Raw genomic sequence first — 21,230 nt, 5'->3', positions numbered from 1 at the left:
TATGGAGGTTATGTAATTGAAAGTTATTGATGAATGTTGCTGTGAATGTATCACATAAAATTTAAATAGAACAAAGGAGAGTTGAATCAAGTCATTCCTATGAAAGAACTCATATTAAATCAATTCAAGCAACAGAAGCATTAGTAGATGCGTATTTAAAAAGTGAATTAGCATAATAAAAACGACTCTTATCGTTCGATAGGAGTCGTTTATTTTTTATGATAGAGTTTTATTAATGAGTTTCATACCCCATTAAAATACCGCCTTGTTCAGCATAGTAGCTACATAATCCACTAGTAGGATAAACTTGAACATCAGCATTAGGGAATTCAGAGTGAATTGCTGTCGTAATCATGGCACAAATTTCTGGATTATCGCAATGACTAATCGCCACACGTCCACCTTGGTAATGATTTTTCTTCATTTCATCCCAAATGGCAGTAACAGCACGCTTTTGTCCACGTGATTTGTGGAGTAACTCTAATGTTCCTTCTGTACTAGCTTGTCCAACCATACGAATATTTAATAATCCAACAACACGTCCAACCAATTTGCTAAGACGACCGTTTTTCACTAAATTATCTACACTAGCTAGAGCAAATAATAATTTAGTTTTTGAATGATAATTACGAGCTTTCTTAACAACTACTTCAAAAGAAGGTTCTTCTTTGATGAAGGTTGCAATGGCTTGTGTGAGTAATACCATTTCTCCACTTGCTGATAAGCTGTCGATAATTTCAATGTTTGCTTCGGGATGTTCTTCTAAGTACATTTTTTTCGCTAGTTGTGCGCTATTATGACTTCCAGATAAAGTACCAGTAATGGTTACAACAATAATGTTATCGGCACCTTTAAATGATTGTAAATAGCTTTCAGGGCTTGGACAAGATGAAGAAGTTTTTCCTTCATAGGCATACATTTTTACCATCATTTGATCAATTTCTAATGCTTCATTATCAATAAATTCTTCCTCACCTACATGAATTGTTAAAGGAACATTAATGTAAGTACAATGCTCAGGTAGAGATTCTAAGTGTTTGATATCACAACCAGAATCTGTAATAATTTTCCAAGTCATTTGTTTCCTCCTAGGGATTATATTTTCAATTAATGAGTTCAATATACTGAGAAAAAAGGGAATTGTCAATGGATAACTGAAACGCTACCACTGTTGAAAATAAAAATAAAAATCGTTACAATAGAAAGGAAGAAGAGTAAGGAGGAGTTCCAATGAAAAGAGCAGCCATTGTATTGACAACAGGATTTGAAGAAATTGAGGCAATAGCGCCAATGGATATTTTACGTCGTGCAGGAGTAGAAGTCGATATAGTCGGAGTATTGGGAAATGAGGCAACGGGTTCTCATGGTTTAACTATTTCTACAGATAAAGAATTATTAGCTGTGAAAAATGAATTATATGATATTGTTATTTTACCCGGTGGTATGCCAGGAGCAAAATTGTTAAAAGATCATCAAGAGGTCCAAGAATTCGTCAAACTTCATTATGATGCCGGTAAATTGATTGCAGCTAATTGTGCTGCACCGATTGCCATTGAAAATTCTGGAGCGTTAAAGAATCGTCATTACACTTGTTATCCTGGATTTGAAAAACAAATTGCTGATGGTACTTATACAGGTGATTTTGTACATCAAGATGATCGAGTGATTACGGGTTCAGGTCCCGCAGCAGCATTTGAATTTTCTTATATTATCGTTGAGGCATTAGGGATTGATTCCGCACCACTGAGAGAAGCGATGGGATATAATCGTTTGTTGAAATAAGAAATTAAAAAATAGAGTTATATATCAATTAAATGAAAATGGACAAAAGAATCTAAATAAAATGGTTAAGATTCTTGTCCATTTTTCTTTATTAATTTGCTTGTTTGATAAGTTGTTAGTATAATAAAATGGACTATGGTAATTGGAGTTTTAAGTAATGTTTAAGGCTAGTATTAATGTTACAAATATGTTACAATGTTACAGAACGATGTTATCATAGAAGAAATTATCCGAATATTAAAGATTAGAGAAGGGATTCTATGCACGAAAAAGAATTGAAACAATTAAAAGAGAGGCTAAGAGAAGATGGCGTTAGAATGACCACTCAAAGAATAGCCATTTTAGATTATTTAGCAGAGGCACATCATCCTACTGCAGAAGATATTTATGCTGCCATTGTAGCTAAGGATCCAAATATTAGTATGGCAACCGTTTATAATAATTTAAATAAATTAACGGATGAGGGATATTTACTAGAATTAACGTATGGAGATGATGCTAGTAGATATGATTTTAATATAGGGAAGCACTATCATGTTGTTTGTCAAGAATGTGGTATTGTGGAGGATTTATTTTACCCATTATTAGAAGACGTAGAATCAGTTGCAGAAAGTTTAACAGGGTATAAAGTTCTAGGACATCGAATGGAAGTTTTTGGAGTTTGTCCAAAATGTCAAAAAAAATTATAAAAAGTGAAGATTAGGACGAGGTTACTATGAAGAAAAATTTGAAGGGAATAAAACGATTTGAACCACCTCAAATGATTGCGTTAGCTATCATGATTTTAGTATTAGTATTAGGGGAGTGGTTTGTAGTTAGCACTTTAGCAAAAAATCACTTAATTAGAAGAAATCAAGAAATCATGAAGAAAGTAGAAGAGGAAGACGCTAAACAATATAATGAAGCTGTAGAAGTTCAATCTCAAACTATTGGGAATACAGTATTTACGGTGTCATATCCTACTGTTGACCAAAAAATCGTTGAACCTATTCAAAAGGAATTAGATACTTTATTAGAAAAAGCAAAAGAAGAATACAAAGATGAATCTATTCGTACTTGGGTATATTTGAAAGTTTATCAATCTCATGTTTTAACGGGAGTTCAAGATGTCTACTATTATCAATCTGTTTATCAGGAAACGAAAAAAGGATTGGAACAAGTAGCTTATGATGAATTAGATCATCAATTAGAAGGAAAAGAAAAATCTGGGACAGCTGTTATTGGAGAGTTATTTGTTAACGATTTAGAAGTTACGAATCATTTTGTAAAAAAAGCAATGAAAGTTGCTAAGGAACAATCGTTATCAGAGGAACAAACTGAACAGTTGTTAAAAGAATTTGCGTATGAAAATTGGAAGAATTTAGATGCCTCTATCATTCAAAATGGATTTAGATTCAATTTGAAAGAACCTATTCAAACAAGTAATGGAGAAACTTTACGCCAAATTTCTTTTGCGTTTCAAGAGCTATTTCCAATTTTAAAGAGTGATCGTATTCCTGAAAGTCAACAAGAAGCTTATGAAAATTGGAAAAATCAATTAGAAGAACGATTAAGTGAAAAACGTGTGGCAATTAGTTTTGATGATGGTCCAAGTAGTGAGTTGACTCCGAAAGTTTTAGATATTTTAAAACGTTATGGAGTTCATGCAACATTCTATATTATGGGAAAACATGTTCCGGGTAATGAAGATATTATTAAACAAATTGTGGAACAAGGTCATCAAGTAGGAAATCACTCATATAGCCATCCATTATTAACAACATTAACTCCTGAAGGTGTTCATCAACAAGTAGCAGATACTCAAAAATTAATTGGAGATGCTACTGGAGGAATTCGTCCAACTACTTTAAGACCTCCATATGGTGGATTTGACCGTATGGTTGCAGAGCAAGCAGGAATTGCGATTTTAAATTGGTCTGTAGATACTTTAGATTGGAAGAGTCGAAATGTAAATAGTATTCTTCAAGAAGTAAGAGAAGGAACTTATAATGGTTCAATTATTTTAATGCACGATATTCATCCAGAAACAGTTGAAGCTTTACCAAGATTATTAGACTTCTTACAACAGGAAGGATATGCGATTGGTTCGATTGAAGAATTAATGGGTGGACAAGCAATGTTACCAAACCATGTATACTTCGATAGAAAATCACATAAAGAAGTTCAATAATAAACCTATCAAATTACTTGATTTTTTGATAGAGTTACGTTAATCTATTAGTGTGTTTTAACACAGACCTTGTACCGAGTTTTACGATTCACCAACGTTTTACTCAGTAGAAGGAATAATATAAGAAAGAGGTGTTTAGAAATGGCTATTTCTAAAGAACAAAAAAACGCAATCATCAAAGAGTACGCGATTAAAGAAGGAGATACTGGTTCACCAGAAGTACAAATTGCTGTACTTACATACGAAATCAATCACTTAAACGAACATATTCGTGTACACAAAAAAGACTACCACTCAAACCGTGGTTTATTGAAAAAAGTTGGTCACCGTCGTAACTTATTAGCTTACTTACGTAACAAAGATATCCAACGTTACCGTGAGTTAATCAACCGTTTAGGTTTACGTCGTTAATCAAAAGATTCAACAAGTCTCACTCCATCGAGTTTCGATGGGGTGTTTTTTTATGACAAAAAAGACGACCGAAGTCGTCTTAAAATGTTACTGTCAAATTAAAGGGAAATAATCTGATCATTTGTATTAATTTTTTTGAAAGTTTTATCTTTTAAGAGATAAGCTTCTCCATATAATTCTTCTATTCCATCATGTCCAAAAATATAAGTTCCATCTGGAAAAATGTAAAATGCTTGATTCACGCTATCTTCTGTAGCGATTTCTTTAAGGACATGTTTTCCATCTAAATATTCATGTTTTAAAAAATTATAATGAGGAATGACTTGCTTATTTGTTAGTCTTAGTCCTGGTATAAATCTTTGATAGTTTGGATCGATACTTTCCCCTTCTAATTCTGGATGAGCATAAACCGTTTCTGCTGCATTCATCGTTCCGGCACTTATGCCAATAACGACACCTTCAAAATCTTGAATTTTTTCAGCCAATTGAATTTCTTGGAAAAATTGATTTTGTGTAGGAACATGACCGCCTGATAAAATGATTAAATCTACTTCTTTTAAATATTCTTGAACATCTACTGTTTGACGATGGTCAAAAATAATGAACGGATCAAAATGTAGTCCAATTTCTTCAAATCCTAATTTTGTATATGAAGAAAAATCGTCTGTTAATTCAAATGCATCTGGGTCAGAAGATATGTATAAGGTTTTAATGGTTGATTTGCCAAGGGCAGTTTTCAGATTATCCACAAAACCATTAGCGACATTGACTTTATAAGATTCAGGAATGCTTGCACTACTTGTTAAAAAATATTTCATAAAATTCATCCTTTCAAGTTCTATAAGCATAGCCTAAGAGAGAAAAAAATTTTTGTCAAGAACCAAGCTGTGGTATACTACGATAAAAATGGAAATGGTAATATGAAAGGGATTTTGAATGACAATTAGAGTAGCAACTATTGAAGATGCAGCAACATTAGTAGAAATTTATCGATATTATGTAGAGAAAACAGCAATTACGTTTGAATATGATGTTCCAAGTGTTAAAGAATTCGAAAGAAGAATTCAAACGACTCTTGAGAAATATCCATATTATGTAGTCGAGGAAGAAGGAGAAGTGCTAGGATATGCTTATTCAGGCCCTTTTGCGAGTCGGAAAGCTTTTTCTTGGTCAGCAGAAATTAGTATTTATTTAAAACAAAATCAACAAAAAAAAGGATATGGAAAAAAATTATATCAATTAATGGAAACTACATTACAAGAATTAGGATATCAAAATGTCTATGCTTGTATTGCGACTCCAGAAGTGGAAGATGAATATTTAACCAATAATAGTGTACAATATCATGAATATATGGGCTATCGATTAGTTGGAGAGTTTAAACGTTGCGGTTATAAATTTGATCGTTGGTATCATATTGTTTGGATGGAAAAATGGATTGGAAAGCATGAAAGTCCAGTTGAAGAGCCTGAGAGCTTTTGAATCAGAAGTGAAGTTTGTGAAAAAACTATTTAACGCTATATCTGAAGCAGTTTCTTTGCTATTGATTTGTGCAGATGGTATAATAAATACTCAATAAGAAATTACTTTGGAGGTAGTTTATGTCAAAAAAAATTCGAGTACTATTGTACTATAAATATGTTCCAATTGAAAATGCGGAAAAATTTGCTGCAGATCATTTGGAATTTTGTAAATCAATCGGACTAAAAGGACGTATTTTAGTTGCTGATGAAGGAATTAATGGAACTGTTTCAGGAGATTATGAAACAACTCAAAAATATATGGACTACGTTCATTCTTTACCAGGAATGGAAGATTTATGGTTCAAAATTGATGAAGAAGATGAACAAGCTTTCAAAAAAATGTTTGTTCGTTATAAAAAAGAAATTGTTCATTTAGGATTAGAGGATAATGATTTCGATAATGATATCAATCCTTTAGAAACAACTGGAGCTTATTTATCTCCTAAAGAATTTAAAGAAGCTTTATTAGATGAAAATACAGTTGTTTTAGATACACGAAATGATTATGAATTTGATTTAGGTCATTTCCGTGGAGCGATTCGTCCAGACATTCGTAACTTCCGTGAATTACCACAATGGGTTCGTGATAATAAAGAAAAATTCATGGACAAACGAGTAGTTGTATATTGTACAGGTGGAGTTCGTTGTGAGAAATTCTCAGGATGGATGGTTCGTGAAGGGTATAAAGATGTAGGTCAATTACACGGTGGTATTGCGACTTATGGTAAAGACCCAGAAGTACAAGGCGAATTATGGGATGGAAAAATGTATGTTTTCGATGAACGTATTGCAGTAGATATCAACCATGTAAATCCAGTTGTAATCGGAAAAGATTGGTTCGATGGAACTCCATGTGAGCGTTATGTAAACTGTGCAAATCCAGAATGTAACCGTCAAATTTTAACTTCAGAAGAAAATGAAGCAAAATATATCGGGGGATGCAGTCATGAATGCCGTGTTCACCCAAGAAACCGTTATGTTGCTGCTAAAGGATTAACTCCTGCAGAAGTAATGGAACGCTTAGCAGCGATTGGAGAAGAATTACCAGTTCAAGCTTAATTATAAATCACAACTCTTATTGTAACTCTTAAGTTATAGTAAGAGTTTTTGTTTTTCTAAAATCCCTTGACAATTTGTATGAGGTAGCCAATAATGAATTTATTCTAGAAAATAGGAGGAGTTCTATGACAAGAACAGCTAGAGGCACGGTATCAATTCTAATTGCCATTCTATTAATGGGAATTGTATTTTATAGTTCATCGATGCCGTATCATGATCAATCACTTGTATCAAAAATACAACAACTATTGCCATTTCAGCCATTTTCAGATGTGCTTTCAAAAATTCATTTTACTTATGCAGATAAAGTTATTAGTATTCCTAGTTTAGGATATGCTCAATTTCTTGAATTTTTCATTCGGAAGGGAGCTCATTTCCTAGTGTATTACTTTATTGGGTATCATTGGACAAGAGGACTAAAAGTTCATCTTAAAAATCCAGGATGGAGTTTAATGATTGCGATTTTTATTACTGTATTATATGCGATAACGGATGAGTTTCATCAAGGTATGACACCTGGAAGAACACCGTTAATTCAAGATATGGTATTAGATAGTTTAGGTGGAATTTTTGGAGCTTTATTAGGATTTTTAAAAAAATAAAAAAATATTAAAAAAAATCGAGGAAAAAAATTTTTTCTCGATTTTTTTGCGTATATATAGAGTGACTAGTCAATTTTTTTGTAGAGGAGGGAGAGATATGGAGGAGCTTACGAATGAAATTTTATTAGCTGCACTCCAATTTCGCATTGATGACATTCATTTATTACCGTTTGGAAAGGAGTACCGTTTTTATTTAAGAGATGGTGAACAGTTATCCTTACTAAAAACAGTGGATTCGGATACTGCTAATCGGTGGATTACCTTTGTAAAGTATCGATCAGGAATGGATGTAGGGGAAAAAAGAAGACCACAAAGTGGAGCAATGAAATATGAATTAACGAATGGAACAAGTATTGAATTGAGGTTATCTGTCATTACAAATTTTAAAATGCAAACGTCGGTAGTCATTCGTTTATTGCATTTATCGATGGAGGAGCAAAAAACAGGAGAGGTATCGACTTATTTTCCAAGAGATATTGAGCTTCTTCAAAGAATGTTGCATTACAAGAGTGGGTTAATATTATTTTCAGGACCTGTTAGCTCCGGCAAAACAACAACCATGTATCATTTATTAAGAAATCGTGTTCATGATACGAATTTGCAAGTTATTACAATGGAAGAACCGGTAGAGATGAGTGAACCACTGTTTCTACAAACAGAAATTAATGAAAAAGCAGGGATTACATATGAACTACTCATTAAAAGTTCTTTAAGACATCATCCGGATATTATGTTGATAGGAGAAATTAGAGATGAAATGACAGCGAAAATGGTGATTCGGGGTGCTTTAACAGGACATTTAATGTTAGCAACGGTTCATGCTAAAGACTGTAAAGGAGTCATTTCAAGATTAGAAGAATTAGGGGTTACAAAAGATTTATTAAGGCAAACATTAGTCGCTGTTGTGGCGCAACGTTTAGTACCGAGATATTGTTCTCTATGTCAGAGTCATTGTTGCTTTCATTGTAATCATATTCCACTTTCAAAGAAAAAAGCGACTTTATTTGATATTGCATATGGCACTTCATTGCAACAGTTGATTCAAGGAGAACAGTTTTTAAATCCATTGGAACATCCATTTAATAGAAAGTTGAGGAAAGCTTATGCACTTGGATATATTTCAAAGAAAAGTTTTGAAGCCTACCAAATCTTTTAAGAAATGGTCGAATAAAACTCAAGCATTATTTTTAACTCAATTAGGTGAATTGCTAGAAGAGGGATTTACATTACAAGAAACATTGGAATTTAGTAAATTACTCCTTCCAAAACAAGAATCCATTATAGGAAAAATGATGGAACAGTTATTAGTTGGGGAAAGATTTGATGAAGTGTTACATCTTGTTGGATATTCTGATTCCATTTGTTCTCAAATTTATTTATCGATGTCGACAGGTTCTTTTGCACTTTCTTGTCGGACAATTGGACAGTATTTAACACAAAAGGATCAACAAATTAAAAAATTACGGCAAGTATTAATTTATCCGTGCATTTTAATCGTTTTTCTAGTTTGTATGGTAGCTGCGATTCGCTATTTATTACTGGGGCAATTACAATCAATGGTTCAAGTGGAGAGTTTACAAGGACATGTCATGCTTTATTTGATATGGCATGGATTTGTACATTTACCTTGGATTGTATTGGGAGTTTGTATGTTTGTCGTAATCATAGTGGGAGCTATGTATTTATTTTGGAAAAATAAAACCTTACTGGATCGTATCCGATTTTTAACTCGGTTGCCAATTGTTGGAAGTTTAGTGCGTCAATATTACACATTTTTATATGCGAGAGAATTTGCATATTTTTTAGGAAATGGGCAGTCCTTGTTACAAATGATTGAACAGATGAAACAAGCGGGAACGAGTCCTTTAACAAAAGCTATTGCAGAATTTATTGAAAGTGAAATGCAAAAAGGTACTCCGTTTTCAAGTGCGATTGAACAACTAAATTTATTTCAACAACCACTCATTTTATTAATTGTCCAAGGAGAATTAACGCATCAATTAGATATCAAATTACGACAATTTTCCAAAAATTCATTTGAAGATTTCAAAGGAACACTGGAGAAGAAAATTATGCTTGTTCAGCCAATTCTATTTATTGGAATTGGGCTCATGATTATGTCAATGTACATTATTTTAATGTTACCAACATTAACAATGATAGGAGGAAATTAAGATGAAAAAATTATTAAAGAAGAAAAAAGCTTTTACATTAATTGAGTTACTTATTTGTTTATTTATTATCGGGTTGATGATGCTGCTCATTATTCCAAATATTGCTAAACAAAGAGAAGAGGCGCAAAAGAAATCGGATGCTGCGATAGTGAAAGTAATTAAAAATCAGCAAGAATTGTACCAATTAGATAAAAATGTAGCAGAAAAGCCAACAGCAGAAAAGTTAGAACAAGAGCATTATATAACTGCAGAACAATTGAAAGCTTATAATGAATCAAAAAGCCCTAAAGAATAGTGAAAATAATTAAGTGAGGGGATTATATGAAGGTCCATGCATTCACACTAGTAGAACTACTCGTTTCGTTTAGTATTCTCATTATTTTATTATGGTTAGTTCCTCCAGCTGTAGTGGATTTTGGAGAAACGTATCAAGAAAGAGTGTTTATAAAGCAGTTTGAGAATGATTTAAAATTGGTGCAGGCGAGTGCGCAAGCAACGGGGAATAGTTCTACAGTAGAAATAAATACTCCTAGTAAAAATTATTATCATTTGAGTTGCCCGGGAAATGAATCATTAAATGTAGATAGAGAAATCCCAAAAAGTATTTCAACAACTAATATTCCTTTAATTCGATTTAAAGGAGAAACAGGAAATATAACAACTTTTGGTGAGTATCCAAAAATAAAATTTAATGGAAAAAAATATTCCTATCAGTTTACATTTCAATTAGGGGGAGGTAGGTATTATGTTGAAGTTTCGAAAAATTGAAGCTTACGCTTTTGTAGAAGCCATATTAGCATTAATGATTGCGACTTTAACTGTATTATTATTATCCTTCATATTGGGGGATTCTTTGAAAAGAGAGAAGACTAATGCCTGTATTTTAAATGAGTATTCGACTCAATTAATGAAGTTACATGAGGGAAGACCTCCAATTCCAGCTTCAGAAATAATGAACCCTTCAACGACTGATAATGGAAGAAAGAAGATAGAGAGTACTTCAAAAGATAAAAAATCTTCTCAAACTAATAAAGATAAGAATGAAATCCAGTACTACAAAGCAACTTCAAAAACAGCACCGACTTCTATTTCAATTCATTGTAATCAAGAGGAGGGGATTCAAATTGAAGGAATGGGATCTACGTCAAAAGTCAGCCTTTCTTCTAATTGAACAGTTAATGGCATTAGCGATTTTTGCGGTTAGTATTCTATTAATTAGTGGAGTTTATCAAGTATTAATGAAAGTGCAAAGCCAATTAGAAGTTCCGAATTATATCGAGTGGCATTTGATGATAACTCAAATGGATACTCATTTACAAGGGTATGCTAGACCAACTATTGTATTTGAACCAAAATTTGAAGATGGACGTCCTACAAAGGAAGAATCCTATGTCATAAGAGCTAAATCAGAACAGGAGCAATCAAAGTCTACTTTATGGATTAGTAAAGGAGAAGGGAAGGGAAAAGGGTATCATCCACTATTAATCGGATACGAAAAAATGCTAATTCATGGAGAACAAAATGGTGTTCGTTTAAAAGGTATCTTACGTAATCATGAAGCATTCGAAACTGATTTCATTCCTGGGAATCGTGTGATTTCTATTGAAAAAGAAGTAATCCAACACAATGAATCACCTTCAACTAAGGATAAAAAGGAAAAAATGGAGGACTTACCATGATAGAAAAAATCTTTCATCGTAAAAAGCTTAAAGCTAGCTTAGTAGTTCCTTTTTTAGCTTTATTATTTGTTACAAGTTTAGTGACAGTAGCGTTTTATCAAATTCGAGTAGCAAATGCGAATCAATATCGCTTATTGAAAGAGACGTATCAATTAAAAATAATGTTAGAATTATCCTCTCAAAACTTAGAAAGTCATTTAGAAATAGCAGATAATGAGATGAGTTTCCCGACTAGAATAGATTTTTCAAATGGAAATGTAGACATTAAATGGGATGAAAAAAGTAAAGTTTTTGATTTAACTGCTCATTTGAAAAATGGTTTTACTCGATCTGAAAAAGTTTATCTTGTATTTCATGAGAAGAAAGTTAACGAAAAAACACAGTGAATGAGTTTGTTTCATATAAAATCTATGGTATACTTTTCATGAGAATATGAAAAAGTTGGTGGTTAAATGGAACAAACAATTGGAGAAATCTTAAAACGTGCTCGTCAGGCAAAAGGATATACTTTAGACGATTTACAACAAATTACAAAAATTCAAAAAAAATATTTAATCGCAATCGAAGAAAATGATTTCGATTTAATGCCTGGAGAGTTTTATACTCGTGCATTTATAAAACAAGTAGCAGAAACAGTAGGAGTCGATGGCGTTCGCTTATTGGAAGAATTTGCTTTAGAAACTCCTAGACAAGTTGGAGGGATTCCAGAATCAGAATCTGTATTATCAGATAAAAAATTTATTAGTAGTCGTTTGTCCAATACTCGTGATTCCCAAACTTCTATTCATAAAGCTTGGGAACAATGGAAAAACTATCTTCCAACAATTTTACTTGGAATGTTAGCTGTAGCAATTGTTTTTGCAATTGTACAATCATTAACGAATACTCGTTCAACAGCAAAACCAGCTGTAGTGACAACTACAGTAACTGCACAAAATACAACAACAGCCGAACAAGCAGCAACTACAACGGTTGCGGAAACAACTCAATCAACAACTACAACAAAAGAAACAAAGGAAACTTCGATTCGTTATTCCTATGCAAATGGTAACTCATTGTACTATACAGCAAAATTAGCAGAATTTCCTGCAAACTTAGTAGTAACGAACCGTGCAAGAACACAATTGTGGGCAAGAATTACGGCAAATCAAAAAGTAGTAGCTGATGGAGCTCCAACAACTGGACAACAATTAGTAGGATCAATTCCAGAAGGAACAAATTCAATTGTTTTAAACTTTGGATATACACCAGTTGGTACCATTACTTTAGCAGGACAAGAAATTGAAATTCCTGATGGAGTTAGCGCTACAGCTATTTATATTACAGTGGAATAGAGGGATAGCATGAATATTGCCAATCGATTAACCATTGCTCGAATTGTCATGATTCCATTGTTCTTATTAATCATGTGTTTTCCAAAAGATATTTTAGGAATGGTGAATGTTTTTCATTCAACTTTAAGTGTGAGTTGGGTGTTAGCAATGATTATTTTTACCATAGCTAGTATTACGGATTTTTTAGATGGTTATTTAGCAAGAAAATATCATTTAATTACAAATTTTGGAAAATTTGCAGATCCTCTGGCGGATAAATTATTAGTAATGACTGCCTTTATTACATTAGTAGGAGCTGACGTTATTCCGATGTGGATTGTAGCGATTATTGTTTGTAGAGAATTAGCTGTAACAGGGCTTCGTTTATTATTAGTAAATGATGGAGAAGTACTAGCAGCAGCTTGGCCTGGAAAAGTTAAAACAGCAACACAAATGTTAGCGATTATCTTTTTACTCATTGATGATTTTCCAGTAAAAGGATTACCGTTCTCAATTGGAACGATTTTAGTTTATATTTGTTTAGTTGCAACGATTTATTCAGGCGTTGATTATTTTGTAAAAAATAAACATGTATTTGCGGATTCATTTTCTGTTTAATGGTGGAGGCTGGGAAAAACCCAGCCTTTATTTTTTATAAATGAGAGGTAGAAGGTATGAAAGCAGAAATTATTACAGTTGGTACAGAATTGTTGATGGGACAAGTGATTAACACCAATAGTGCTACTATCGCTAGAGAATTAGCAAAATTATCCATTCCAACATATTACCAACAAACAGTTGGAGATAATCCTGAAAGAATGTTGGAAAGTATTCAACTTGCAAATAGTCGAAGTAACTTAATTATATTGTGTGGTGGATTAGGACCAACTACAGATGACATTACAAAGCAAGTTTTAGCGAAGTTTGTTCAAAAGGAATTAGTGGAAGATAGACAAGCGATGGAAAAAATCTTACGCTACCATGAACAAACTCATCGTGAAATGAGTCCAAATAATAGACTGCAGGCATTAGCTTTTGAAGGAGAAACAGTTTTTAAAAATCACAATGGATTAGCCATTGGTGGTGCAGTAGAAACAGATTCAACTATTTTTATTGTATTACCGGGTCCTCCAAGTGAATTGAAAATGATGCTTGAAAAAGAGGCAATTCCATATTTAAAAGAAAAAGTTTCAAATGAAGGAAATTTTGTTTCAAGATATTTACGTTTCTTTGGAATCGGAGAATCTAGATTAGTAACCGATTTAGAGCAATTAATCGAAGAACAAACAAATCCAACGATTGCTCCGTATGCAGGAATGTATGAAGTCGTTCTTCGATTAACCGCAAATGGGGATACAAAAGAAGAGTGTGAACAGTTATTAGATGAGTTAGAAGAAAAAATACTTGCTGTTGAAAGTGAGTACTTCTATGGCTACGGAGAATATGAATCTTTGTTATCCATTACAAGTGAATTATTAAAAAATAGTGGATTAAGTATTGCTTCAGCGGAAAGTTTAACAGGTGGGCTCTTTGCTTCGACACTAGTTTCTATAGACGGTAGTTCACAGTATGTATTAGGATCTTGTGTTGCTTATCAAGAATCTGTAAAGAAAAATCAATTACAAGTTCCTAAAGAAATACTAGAAACATATGGAATGGTTAGTATTGAGTGTGCCGAAGCAATGGCAGAAAATGTACGGACAATATTTGGTAGTGATTTAGGAATTTCATTTACAGGAATTGCTGGTCCATCACCAATGGAAGGAAAAGAAGTAGGAACAGTATTTGTTTCATTAGCAGATGGCAGTCAAACAAAAACAATTAAATTACATCTAGCAAGAAATCGAAATGGAAACCGAGAATATACGGTTCAATACGGGTTAAATGAGCTAAGAAAATATTTAATAAAAAACAACAGAACAAATGTTCGTTTTTCTTGCTTTTAGTATTGAGTATAGTGTATGATAAGGATGAATTAAGAGGACATGGAGGTTTAACATGGCAGATCAAGAAAATCGTCAACGTGCATTAGATGATGCATTGAAAAAAATTGAAAAGAGTTATGGTAAAGGTGCAGTAATGAAATTAGGAGAAAAAGCTGATTCGCAAGTTCAGACTGTTTCTTCAGGTTCATTAGCACTAGATATTGCATTAGGAGCAGGTGGATACCCTAAAGGAAGAATTATTGAAATTTTTGGTCCTGAATCAAGTGGTAAAACAACTGTTGCTTTACATGCGGTAGCAGAAGTACAAAAACGTGGTGGAGTAGCAGCATTCATAGATGCAGAACATGCTTTAGATCCAGAATATGCACGAGCGTTGGGCGTTAATATTGAAGAATTATTATTATCTCAACCAGATACTGGTGAACAAGGATTAGGAATTGCTGATGCATTAGTAGCTTCAGGTGCAGTTGATATTGTTATTGTCGACTCAGTAGCTGCATTAGTACCACGTGCTGAAATTGAAGGAGATATGGGACAATCTCATGTGGGGCTTCAAGCTCGTTTAATGTCTCAAGCACTACGTAAATTATCAGGTACCATTAACCGTACGAAAACAATTGCCATCTTTATTAACCAATTACGTGAAAAAGTTGGAATTATGTTCGGTAATCCAGAAACAACACCTGGTGGTCGTGCGTTGAAATTCTATGCAAGTATTCGTTTAGATGTTCGTCGTAGTGATCAAATTAAAAATGGTGCAGATATTTTAGGAAATCATACTAAAATTAAAGTAGTGAAAAATAAAGTTGCACCACCATTTAAAACAGCTGAAGTGGATATTATGTACGGAGAAGGAATTTCTCAAATTGGAGAAATTTTAGATATGGCTTCTGATTTAGATTTAGTGAAGAAGAGTGGTGCTTGGTATGCATACAATGATGAAAAGATTGGACAAGGCCGTGAAAATGCGAAGAAATATTTGACGGAACATCCAGAAATCGTTGAAGTATTAACACAAAAAATTCGTGCGCACTATAATATTGGTGGAGAAGTCATTTCTCAAGAAGTCGAAGATTTAGGTCAAACAAATTTATTAGATGAAGAATAATAATAGCAGGGAGAATGAACTGAATTGGCTCATTCTCCTTTTTATTTAATGCAACAATGAATTTTTCAGTATCCTTTAAAAGTTATCAATTAGAAAACCGTTAAAAAGTCAAATAAAATCGTTATGATGGTGTTTTTTTTATGGAAGGGCTATAATGAAAAGAAAGAATATGTTATCATTAGTTTGAATGTTAAAAAGTATTAGGGTGAGGTGTATCCATGTCAATGAAACAAAGAATCTTAATTATTGAAGACGAAAAAAATTTAGCACGATTTGTAGAACTAGAATTACAGCATGAAGGATATGAAACGAAAATTTGTTTTGATGGACGTAGTGGACTTCAGGCAGCAACGGATGAAGATTGGGATGTTATTTTATTAGATTTAATGTTACCAGAATTAAATGGATTAGAAGTTGTCCGTCGTCTTCGTCAAGTAAAGAAAACTCCAATTATTATTATGACAGCTAGGGATTCTGTAATGGACCGAGTGACTGGTTTAGATCAAGGGGCAGATGACTATGTTGTGAAGCCTTTTGAAATTGAAGAGATTTTAGCCAGAATTCGTGCATTATTTAGAAGACTAAGTATCGAAGAAGAAGCACGTGTGCAAAAACAAACAATTTTAGAATATCGTGATTTAGTGATTGAAAAAGAAAACCGTACCGTTCGTCGCAATGGAGAATTAGTAGATTTAACCAAACGAGAATATGAATTATTATTAATGTTAATGGAAAATATTAATGTTGTATTATCTCGAGAAGTTTTATTAAACCAAGTATGGGGATATAAAATGGAAGTTGAAACAAATGTAATTGATGTATATATTCGTTATTTAAGAAATAAAATTGACGTTCCAGGTCGTGAAAGTTACATTCAAACTGTTCGAGGAACAGGTTATGTAATGCGTCGTTAATCAGGCAAAATGGAGGAAATCATGAAATTAAACCATGAAGAAACTTCCGTTGGAAAAAAATGGTGGTTGATTATTTCGACCACTATTTTTTTACTATTAACAATGGTAATTGTTGGATTTATAGGATTTGAAATACAACATTATCAAAGTCAAGAAGTAGCCCTAACGGAAAAATATCGTGAACAATTAAATGAAAAATTATCAGAGTACGAATCGCCCATCACAGCTGCTAATGTTTTGGCTGTTTTAAATCAAAATAATAGTTATCAAAAAGATAAAGATGGGATCTATCAAAAGAAATTTTATACAAATGATCAACAGCTTAATGTACAAGTCTTTGGTACGAATCGAAAGGAAATTTTTAAAACACAATCATGGAATGATGGAGAAGCTATTGGAACAGAAGCGAAAACACAAATTAAAATTTTAAAAAACGGTAAAAAAATTGTTCAATCATCAGTTCCTATTTTATCAAACAAGACGAGAGTGTTATTAGGATATTTATCCATTACAAATCGCTTAGTAAATACGCAGCAATTAAATCAAGAGTTAAATCAAATGGCGATTTATGCGATTGTTGTATCTATGTTTCTTTCTATCGCATTAGGATATTTCTTGTCGAATCAAATGACAAAACCAATTAAAAAAATTCAAGAAATTATCTCATCGATTAGTGAAGAGAATATTGCGACTAAACGTTTAAGTGTTTCGAATAAAAATGATGAATTTACAATTGTATCAAAACATTTTAATGAATTATTAGATAAAATTAGTTTTTATATTGAACAACAAAAACATTTCGTAGAAGATGTTTCCCATGAATTAAGAACACCTGTTGCAATAGTAGAAGGGCATTTAAAACTATTAAATCGTTGGGGAAAAGATGATCCGGAAGTACTAGAAGAATCCTTGCAAGCTTCCCTATTTGAATTAGGAAGAATGAAAACTTTAGTACAAGAAATGTTAGATTTATCTAGAGCTCCTCAAGTAAGGGAACAATATAAAGATGCAACAACTAATGTAACGGATGTTGTTAGACAAGTCGTTCATAATTTTGAAGTATTATATCCTGATTTCACATTTGTATTTGATGATGATTTGAAACGAGAATTATGGGTTCCAATTTATTTAAATCACTTTGAGCAAGTTGTGATTATTTTAATGGATAATGCAGTTAAGTACTCATTAGATCGTAAGGAAATTATTATTAGCTTGTCAAAAGGAGAGGAACATGTCGAAATTGCTGTACAAGACTTTGGAATGGGGATGACGGAAGAGGATCGTAAAAAGGTATTTTCAAGATTTTATCGTGTGGATAAAGCTCGTTCTAGAGAAAGAGGCGGTAATGGTTTAGGATTATCGATTGCAAAAGAATTAACGGAAAGCTATAATGGTGAAATTTCTGTTTCAACTGTACTAAATCATGGTTCAATTTTTCGTATTACATTACCTTTAACAAAAAAGAAAAAGGATTAATTCATGGAAAAACAAAAAAATTGCGCAATTCATTCTGAAGTAGGTAATAAACAAAAGATTAGAAAGATAGCAAAAACTGTATTAATGAATCTCAAAAAAGAATCTCGAAAGTTACAAGAAACTCAAGTGATTCGTTATCTTTCTGAAATTCCGCAATGGAAAGAAGCAAAAATAATTGCATTAACAAAATCTATGGAGATAGAATTTTCGACTAAAAATATTGTGACATTAGCAAGAAGTCAAGGAAAACAGATTGTTGTTCCGGTTACACTTTCGAATCGCCAAATGCATTTTGCTTATTGGAATTCTGAAACTGAATTTAGGAAGAATCCGTTTGGAGTAGAAGAACCAATCAATCCAATTTGGGTGAATGAAGAGGAAATTGATTTAGTCATTGTTCCAGGTCTTGCCTATTCTAAAAAAGGAGAACGTTTAGGATTTGGCGGTGGCTATTATGATTGTTTTTTATCTCAAGGGAAATATGATACAGTGAGTTTAGCATATATGGAACAAGTATATGAAACGGCACTTTGGAATACAGAGGAATTTGATATTCCCGTAGAATGGTTAATTACAACAGAAGGAGTGATTCACGTAAATGAATTATTGGAAAAAAGAAAGATATAAGCGAATGATTCTTCAAAATTTAACAGTAACGAATGGATTTTTATTACTTCAAATTATTTTATTTCTATTAATGACAGTAAGTGGAGGATCAACCAATCCATCCGTTTTAGTTTATTATGGGGCAAAATATAATCCTTATATTGTATTTTTACATCAATATTGGCGGTTTGTGACTCCGATATTTTTACATATTGGTTTGGAACATATTTTAATGAATAGTATCTTTTTATATTTTTTAGGAAATCAACTTGAAAGTATTATTGGTTCAGGAAGATTTTTTATCATTTATTTATTAAGTGGAATCATAGGAAATGTTGCAAGTTTTGCATTTAGTCCGTCCATTTCTGCAGGTGCGAGTACATCTTTATTTGGCTTATTTGGCATTATCTTATACTTATCTACCAAACATGGGTATATTCGATTTTTTAAGGAATTAGGTATGCAATATAAAGCTTTATTAATTATGAATTTAGCTTCAAGTTTTTTATTAAGTAGAGTGGATTTATATGGACATATTGGAGGATTAGTTGGTGGTTATTTAGCAACCTCTATTTTTTCATTTAGTGGTGATCGATATACAAAAGTTTATCAAAGGGTTATTTTTATGGCTCTATATGTTATTGTTTTTATTGTATTATTTTTCATTGGAACGAAAAAAGTAGTACTATGAAATCGATATATTAACTGATATACTATAAATAACATGAATACGTTTTATGAGGTGAAGATTATGAATAAAAAAATTATCGGTATTGATTTAGGAGGTACTTCAATTAAATTTGCTATTTTAACGCAAAATGGTGAAATTCAAGAGAAATGGTCTATTCCGACAAATATTTTAGATGAAGGAAGCCATATTGTTCCAGATATTATTCAATCGATTAAACATAAACTAACGCTGTTAGGCTTAACAAAAGATGATTTTTTAGGAATTGGAATGGGTTCTCCAGGTGTAGTAAATCGTCAAGATGGAACTGTTATTGGTGCTTATAATTTAAATTGGAAAACATTACAACCAATTAGACAACAAATTGAATCAGAATTAGGTTTATCTTTTTACATTGATAATGATGCGAATGTAGCTGCTCTAGGAGAAAAATGGGTTGGAGCAGGAAATAATGAACCAGATGTTGTTTTTGTAACACTAGGAACTGGTGTTGGTGGCGGAGTGATTGCTGGTAACCAATTAATCCATGGATTTAGTGGTGCTGGTGGAGAACTAGGTCATATTGCCGTTGATTTTGAAGACCCAATTGCTTGTACATGTGGTAAAAAAGGTTGTTTAGAAACTGTAGCAAGTGCAACAGGTATTGTGAATTTGACTCGTCGTTATGCAGAACAATATGCTGGAGATTCAGAGTTAAAAGCAAGAATTGATGATGGACAACAAGTCACTGCTAAAGATGTTTTTGATTTAGCTAAAGAGCAAGATAGATTAGCATTAATTGTAATTCGTCACTTCTCAGAATATTTAGGAGTAGCATGTTCTCATATTGCGAACATCTTAAATCCATCAAGAATTGTTATTGGTGGTGGGGTGAGTGCTGCTGGTGAATTTTTATTAAAAGGTGTTCGTGAAGAATTCGAGAAAAATGTTTTCCCACCAATTAAAGATTCAACTGTTTTAGCGTTAGCTGAGTTAGGAAATGATGCTGGAGTTATTGGAGCAGCTTCATTAGTATTAATTGGAAAATCATAATAAGAGAGGTAGTATGTTATGTTATTTTGGATTGTATGGAGTATTTTAGCAGTATATGTTGCTTATATTGCAGTTTTATTTTGGATGCGTCGTAGTTCAGCTGAAACTTTGAATTCTGAAGAATTTAGTAAAGATTTGCGTCATGTTCAATTGATTGATTTACGAGAAAAGGATGAATTTAGAGCAGGACATATTTTAGGAGCTAGAAATATTCCTTATTCTCAATTTAAGGATCGTATGTTTGAATTGAGAAAGGATCAACCGATTTATTTATATGAGCAAGGGATGACAATTTCTGGAAGAGCAGCGTATCGTTTAAAACGTAAAGGTTATTCTAATATTTTCATTTTGAAAAATGGATATGACGCTTGGAAAGGGAAGGTCAAAAAAGGATACTAGAGATTAAAATAGACTTTATCTGTTGTAGCAGAAGGACGCTAGCAGCCACCTAAAGGTGTCTCATAGCTAAAATTTGAGCCTAAGGTCTCAAATTTTCCTTGTACTAGAAGATAGAGTAGCTTCTAGTACTCATGCTACAGCGAAAAGTCTTTTTAATTTGACGTGGTTTAACGAGTGTCCGTTAGTAAGGAGACTTTATCTGATGTAGCAAGGGACGGCAGCAGCTTCGCCAAGCGAATCTCATGACTGATTGCTACTTCGAAAAGTCTTTTTTTTGTTGAAAAAAATCGTTTTTTCTAATGTCAAGCGCAAGTTAAAATGTCCCGAAAAAAATTAGTTTAGTACAGG

26 protein-coding genes and 1 pseudogene are annotated in these 21,230 nt (G+C 32.8%); 25 read left to right on the top strand and 2 right to left on the bottom strand.

Features of this window, described 5'->3' with window-relative positions:
* Window positions 1–80: 80 nt before the first annotated feature.
* Window positions 81–176, top strand: a pseudogene (locus RWM24_RS08115) (peptidase M42); the annotation flags it as partial.
* 56 nt (window positions 177–232) lie between these two features.
* On the opposite strand, the gene RWM24_RS08110 reads toward RWM24_RS08115, so the two are convergent.
* The gene (locus RWM24_RS08110) at window positions 233–1,078 is read right to left on the bottom strand and encodes a DegV family protein (RefSeq protein ID WP_314113232.1); all 846 of its coding nucleotides are present in this window, start codon (window positions 1,076–1,078) and stop codon (window positions 233–235) included.
* A gap of 152 nt (window positions 1,079–1,230) precedes the next feature.
* On the opposite strand from RWM24_RS08110, the gene RWM24_RS08105 reads away from it, so the two are divergent.
* The 4 genes from RWM24_RS08105 to rpsO all read left to right on the top strand — a co-directional run bounded on the left by RWM24_RS08105 (window position 1,231) and on the right by rpsO (window position 4,363).
* Window positions 1,231–1,782 (top strand): DJ-1 family glyoxalase III, encoded by a 552-nt coding sequence (locus tag RWM24_RS08105; protein ID WP_314113231.1) that lies wholly within the window; start codon window positions 1,231–1,233, stop codon window positions 1,780–1,782.
* A gap of 260 nt (window positions 1,783–2,042) precedes the next feature.
* Window positions 2,043–2,471: a Fur family transcriptional regulator gene (locus tag RWM24_RS08100; RefSeq protein ID WP_314078474.1), complete on the top strand. Its 429-nt coding sequence runs from the start codon at window positions 2,043–2,045 to the stop codon at window positions 2,469–2,471.
* 26 nt (window positions 2,472–2,497) lie between these two features.
* Window positions 2,498–3,952: a polysaccharide deacetylase family protein gene (locus RWM24_RS08095; protein WP_314113229.1), complete on the top strand. Its 1,455-nt coding sequence runs from the start codon at window positions 2,498–2,500 to the stop codon at window positions 3,950–3,952.
* A gap of 141 nt (window positions 3,953–4,093) precedes the next feature.
* A complete protein-coding gene (gene rpsO / locus RWM24_RS08090) occupies window positions 4,094–4,363 on the top strand; it encodes a 30S ribosomal protein S15 (RefSeq protein ID WP_314113227.1) in 270 nt (89 codons plus the stop codon).
* 98 nt (window positions 4,364–4,461) lie between these two features.
* Here rpsO and RWM24_RS08085 read toward each other — a convergent pair whose 3' ends face one another.
* Window positions 4,462–5,181 (bottom strand): Type 1 glutamine amidotransferase-like domain-containing protein, encoded by a 720-nt coding sequence (locus tag RWM24_RS08085; protein ID WP_314113226.1) that lies wholly within the window; start codon window positions 5,179–5,181, stop codon window positions 4,462–4,464.
* Window positions 5,182–5,299: 118 nt separating this feature from the next.
* On the opposite strand from RWM24_RS08085, the gene RWM24_RS08080 reads away from it, so the two are divergent.
* The 20 genes from RWM24_RS08080 to RWM24_RS07985 all read left to right on the top strand — a co-directional run bounded on the left by RWM24_RS08080 (window position 5,300) and on the right by RWM24_RS07985 (window position 20,882).
* Window positions 5,300–5,845 (top strand): GNAT family N-acetyltransferase, encoded by a 546-nt coding sequence (locus RWM24_RS08080; RefSeq protein ID WP_314113224.1) that lies wholly within the window; start codon window positions 5,300–5,302, stop codon window positions 5,843–5,845.
* 119 nt (window positions 5,846–5,964) lie between these two features.
* The gene (locus RWM24_RS08075) at window positions 5,965–6,945 is read left to right on the top strand and encodes a rhodanese-related sulfurtransferase (protein ID WP_314113222.1); all 981 of its coding nucleotides are present in this window, start codon (window positions 5,965–5,967) and stop codon (window positions 6,943–6,945) included.
* A gap of 125 nt (window positions 6,946–7,070) precedes the next feature.
* Window positions 7,071–7,547, top strand: a complete 477-nt coding sequence (locus tag RWM24_RS08070) for a VanZ family protein (protein WP_314113221.1) — start codon at window positions 7,071–7,073, stop codon at window positions 7,545–7,547.
* Window positions 7,548–7,644: 97 nt separating this feature from the next.
* Window positions 7,645–8,703 (top strand): competence type IV pilus ATPase ComGA, encoded by a 1,059-nt coding sequence (gene comGA, locus RWM24_RS08065; RefSeq protein ID WP_314113220.1) that lies wholly within the window; start codon window positions 7,645–7,647, stop codon window positions 8,701–8,703.
* Entirely contained in the window at window positions 8,681–9,721 is a 1,041-nt protein-coding gene (gene comGB / locus RWM24_RS08060) for a competence type IV pilus assembly protein ComGB (protein ID WP_314113219.1), read from the top strand. The genes comGA and comGB overlap by 23 nt, the downstream gene beginning before the upstream one ends.
* A gap of 1 nt (window position 9,722) precedes the next feature.
* Complete coding sequence (gene comGC, locus RWM24_RS08055; protein ID WP_314113218.1) at window positions 9,723–10,016, top strand: competence type IV pilus major pilin ComGC; 294 nt, start codon at window positions 9,723–9,725, stop codon at window positions 10,014–10,016.
* Between the two features lie 26 nt (window positions 10,017–10,042).
* Window positions 10,043–10,489, top strand: a complete 447-nt coding sequence (gene comGD, locus RWM24_RS08050) for a competence type IV pilus minor pilin ComGD (protein ID WP_314113217.1) — start codon at window positions 10,043–10,045, stop codon at window positions 10,487–10,489.
* Entirely contained in the window at window positions 10,467–10,892 is a 426-nt protein-coding gene (locus tag RWM24_RS08045) for a hypothetical protein (RefSeq protein WP_314113215.1), read from the top strand. The genes comGD and RWM24_RS08045 overlap by 23 nt, the downstream gene beginning before the upstream one ends.
* Window positions 10,846–11,400: a hypothetical protein gene (locus RWM24_RS08040; RefSeq protein WP_314113214.1), complete on the top strand. Its 555-nt coding sequence runs from the start codon at window positions 10,846–10,848 to the stop codon at window positions 11,398–11,400. Before RWM24_RS08045 ends, RWM24_RS08040 begins: the two co-directional genes overlap by 47 nt.
* Window positions 11,397–11,786, top strand: a complete 390-nt coding sequence (locus RWM24_RS08035) for a hypothetical protein (protein WP_314113212.1) — start codon at window positions 11,397–11,399, stop codon at window positions 11,784–11,786. Before RWM24_RS08040 ends, RWM24_RS08035 begins: the two co-directional genes overlap by 4 nt.
* 66 nt (window positions 11,787–11,852) lie before the next feature.
* Window positions 11,853–12,734, top strand: coding sequence for a helix-turn-helix domain-containing protein (locus RWM24_RS08030; protein ID WP_314113210.1), 882 nt, complete (start codon window positions 11,853–11,855; stop codon window positions 12,732–12,734).
* 9 nt (window positions 12,735–12,743) lie between these two features.
* Window positions 12,744–13,331, top strand: a complete 588-nt coding sequence (gene pgsA, locus RWM24_RS08025) for a CDP-diacylglycerol--glycerol-3-phosphate 3-phosphatidyltransferase (protein WP_314113208.1) — start codon at window positions 12,744–12,746, stop codon at window positions 13,329–13,331.
* 56 nt (window positions 13,332–13,387) lie between these two features.
* The gene (locus RWM24_RS08020) at window positions 13,388–14,659 is read left to right on the top strand and encodes a competence/damage-inducible protein A (protein ID WP_314113207.1); all 1,272 of its coding nucleotides are present in this window, start codon (window positions 13,388–13,390) and stop codon (window positions 14,657–14,659) included.
* A 52-nt stretch (window positions 14,660–14,711) separates the two neighbouring features.
* Window positions 14,712–15,767: a recombinase RecA gene (gene recA / locus RWM24_RS08015; protein ID WP_314113206.1), complete on the top strand. Its 1,056-nt coding sequence runs from the start codon at window positions 14,712–14,714 to the stop codon at window positions 15,765–15,767.
* 224 nt (window positions 15,768–15,991) lie between these two features.
* Window positions 15,992–16,681 (top strand): response regulator transcription factor, encoded by a 690-nt coding sequence (locus RWM24_RS08010; RefSeq protein WP_314113205.1) that lies wholly within the window; start codon window positions 15,992–15,994, stop codon window positions 16,679–16,681.
* A 21-nt stretch (window positions 16,682–16,702) separates the two neighbouring features.
* A complete protein-coding gene (locus RWM24_RS08005) occupies window positions 16,703–18,157 on the top strand; it encodes a HAMP domain-containing sensor histidine kinase (protein ID WP_314113203.1) in 1,455 nt (484 codons plus the stop codon).
* A 3-nt stretch (window positions 18,158–18,160) separates the two neighbouring features.
* The gene (locus RWM24_RS08000) at window positions 18,161–18,784 is read left to right on the top strand and encodes a 5-formyltetrahydrofolate cyclo-ligase (RefSeq protein ID WP_314113202.1); all 624 of its coding nucleotides are present in this window, start codon (window positions 18,161–18,163) and stop codon (window positions 18,782–18,784) included.
* Entirely contained in the window at window positions 18,756–19,454 is a 699-nt protein-coding gene (locus RWM24_RS07995) for a rhomboid family intramembrane serine protease (RefSeq protein WP_314113200.1), read from the top strand. The genes RWM24_RS08000 and RWM24_RS07995 overlap by 29 nt, the downstream gene beginning before the upstream one ends.
* Window positions 19,455–19,514: 60 nt before the next feature.
* The gene (locus RWM24_RS07990; RefSeq protein WP_314113199.1) at window positions 19,515–20,483 is read left to right on the top strand and encodes an ROK family glucokinase; all 969 of its coding nucleotides are present in this window, start codon (window positions 19,515–19,517) and stop codon (window positions 20,481–20,483) included.
* 18 nt (window positions 20,484–20,501) lie between these two features.
* Window positions 20,502–20,882: a rhodanese-like domain-containing protein gene (locus RWM24_RS07985; RefSeq protein WP_314113198.1), complete on the top strand. Its 381-nt coding sequence runs from the start codon at window positions 20,502–20,504 to the stop codon at window positions 20,880–20,882.
* The last annotated feature ends 348 nt before the right edge of the window (window positions 20,883–21,230 follow it).

Source organism: uncultured Granulicatella sp., from assembly GCF_963516875.1.
GTDB lineage: Bacteria > Bacillota > Bacilli > Lactobacillales > Aerococcaceae > Granulicatella.
The sequence above is the reverse complement of the archived record's forward strand: the minus strand, read 5'-3'. Positions and strand labels throughout refer to the sequence as shown.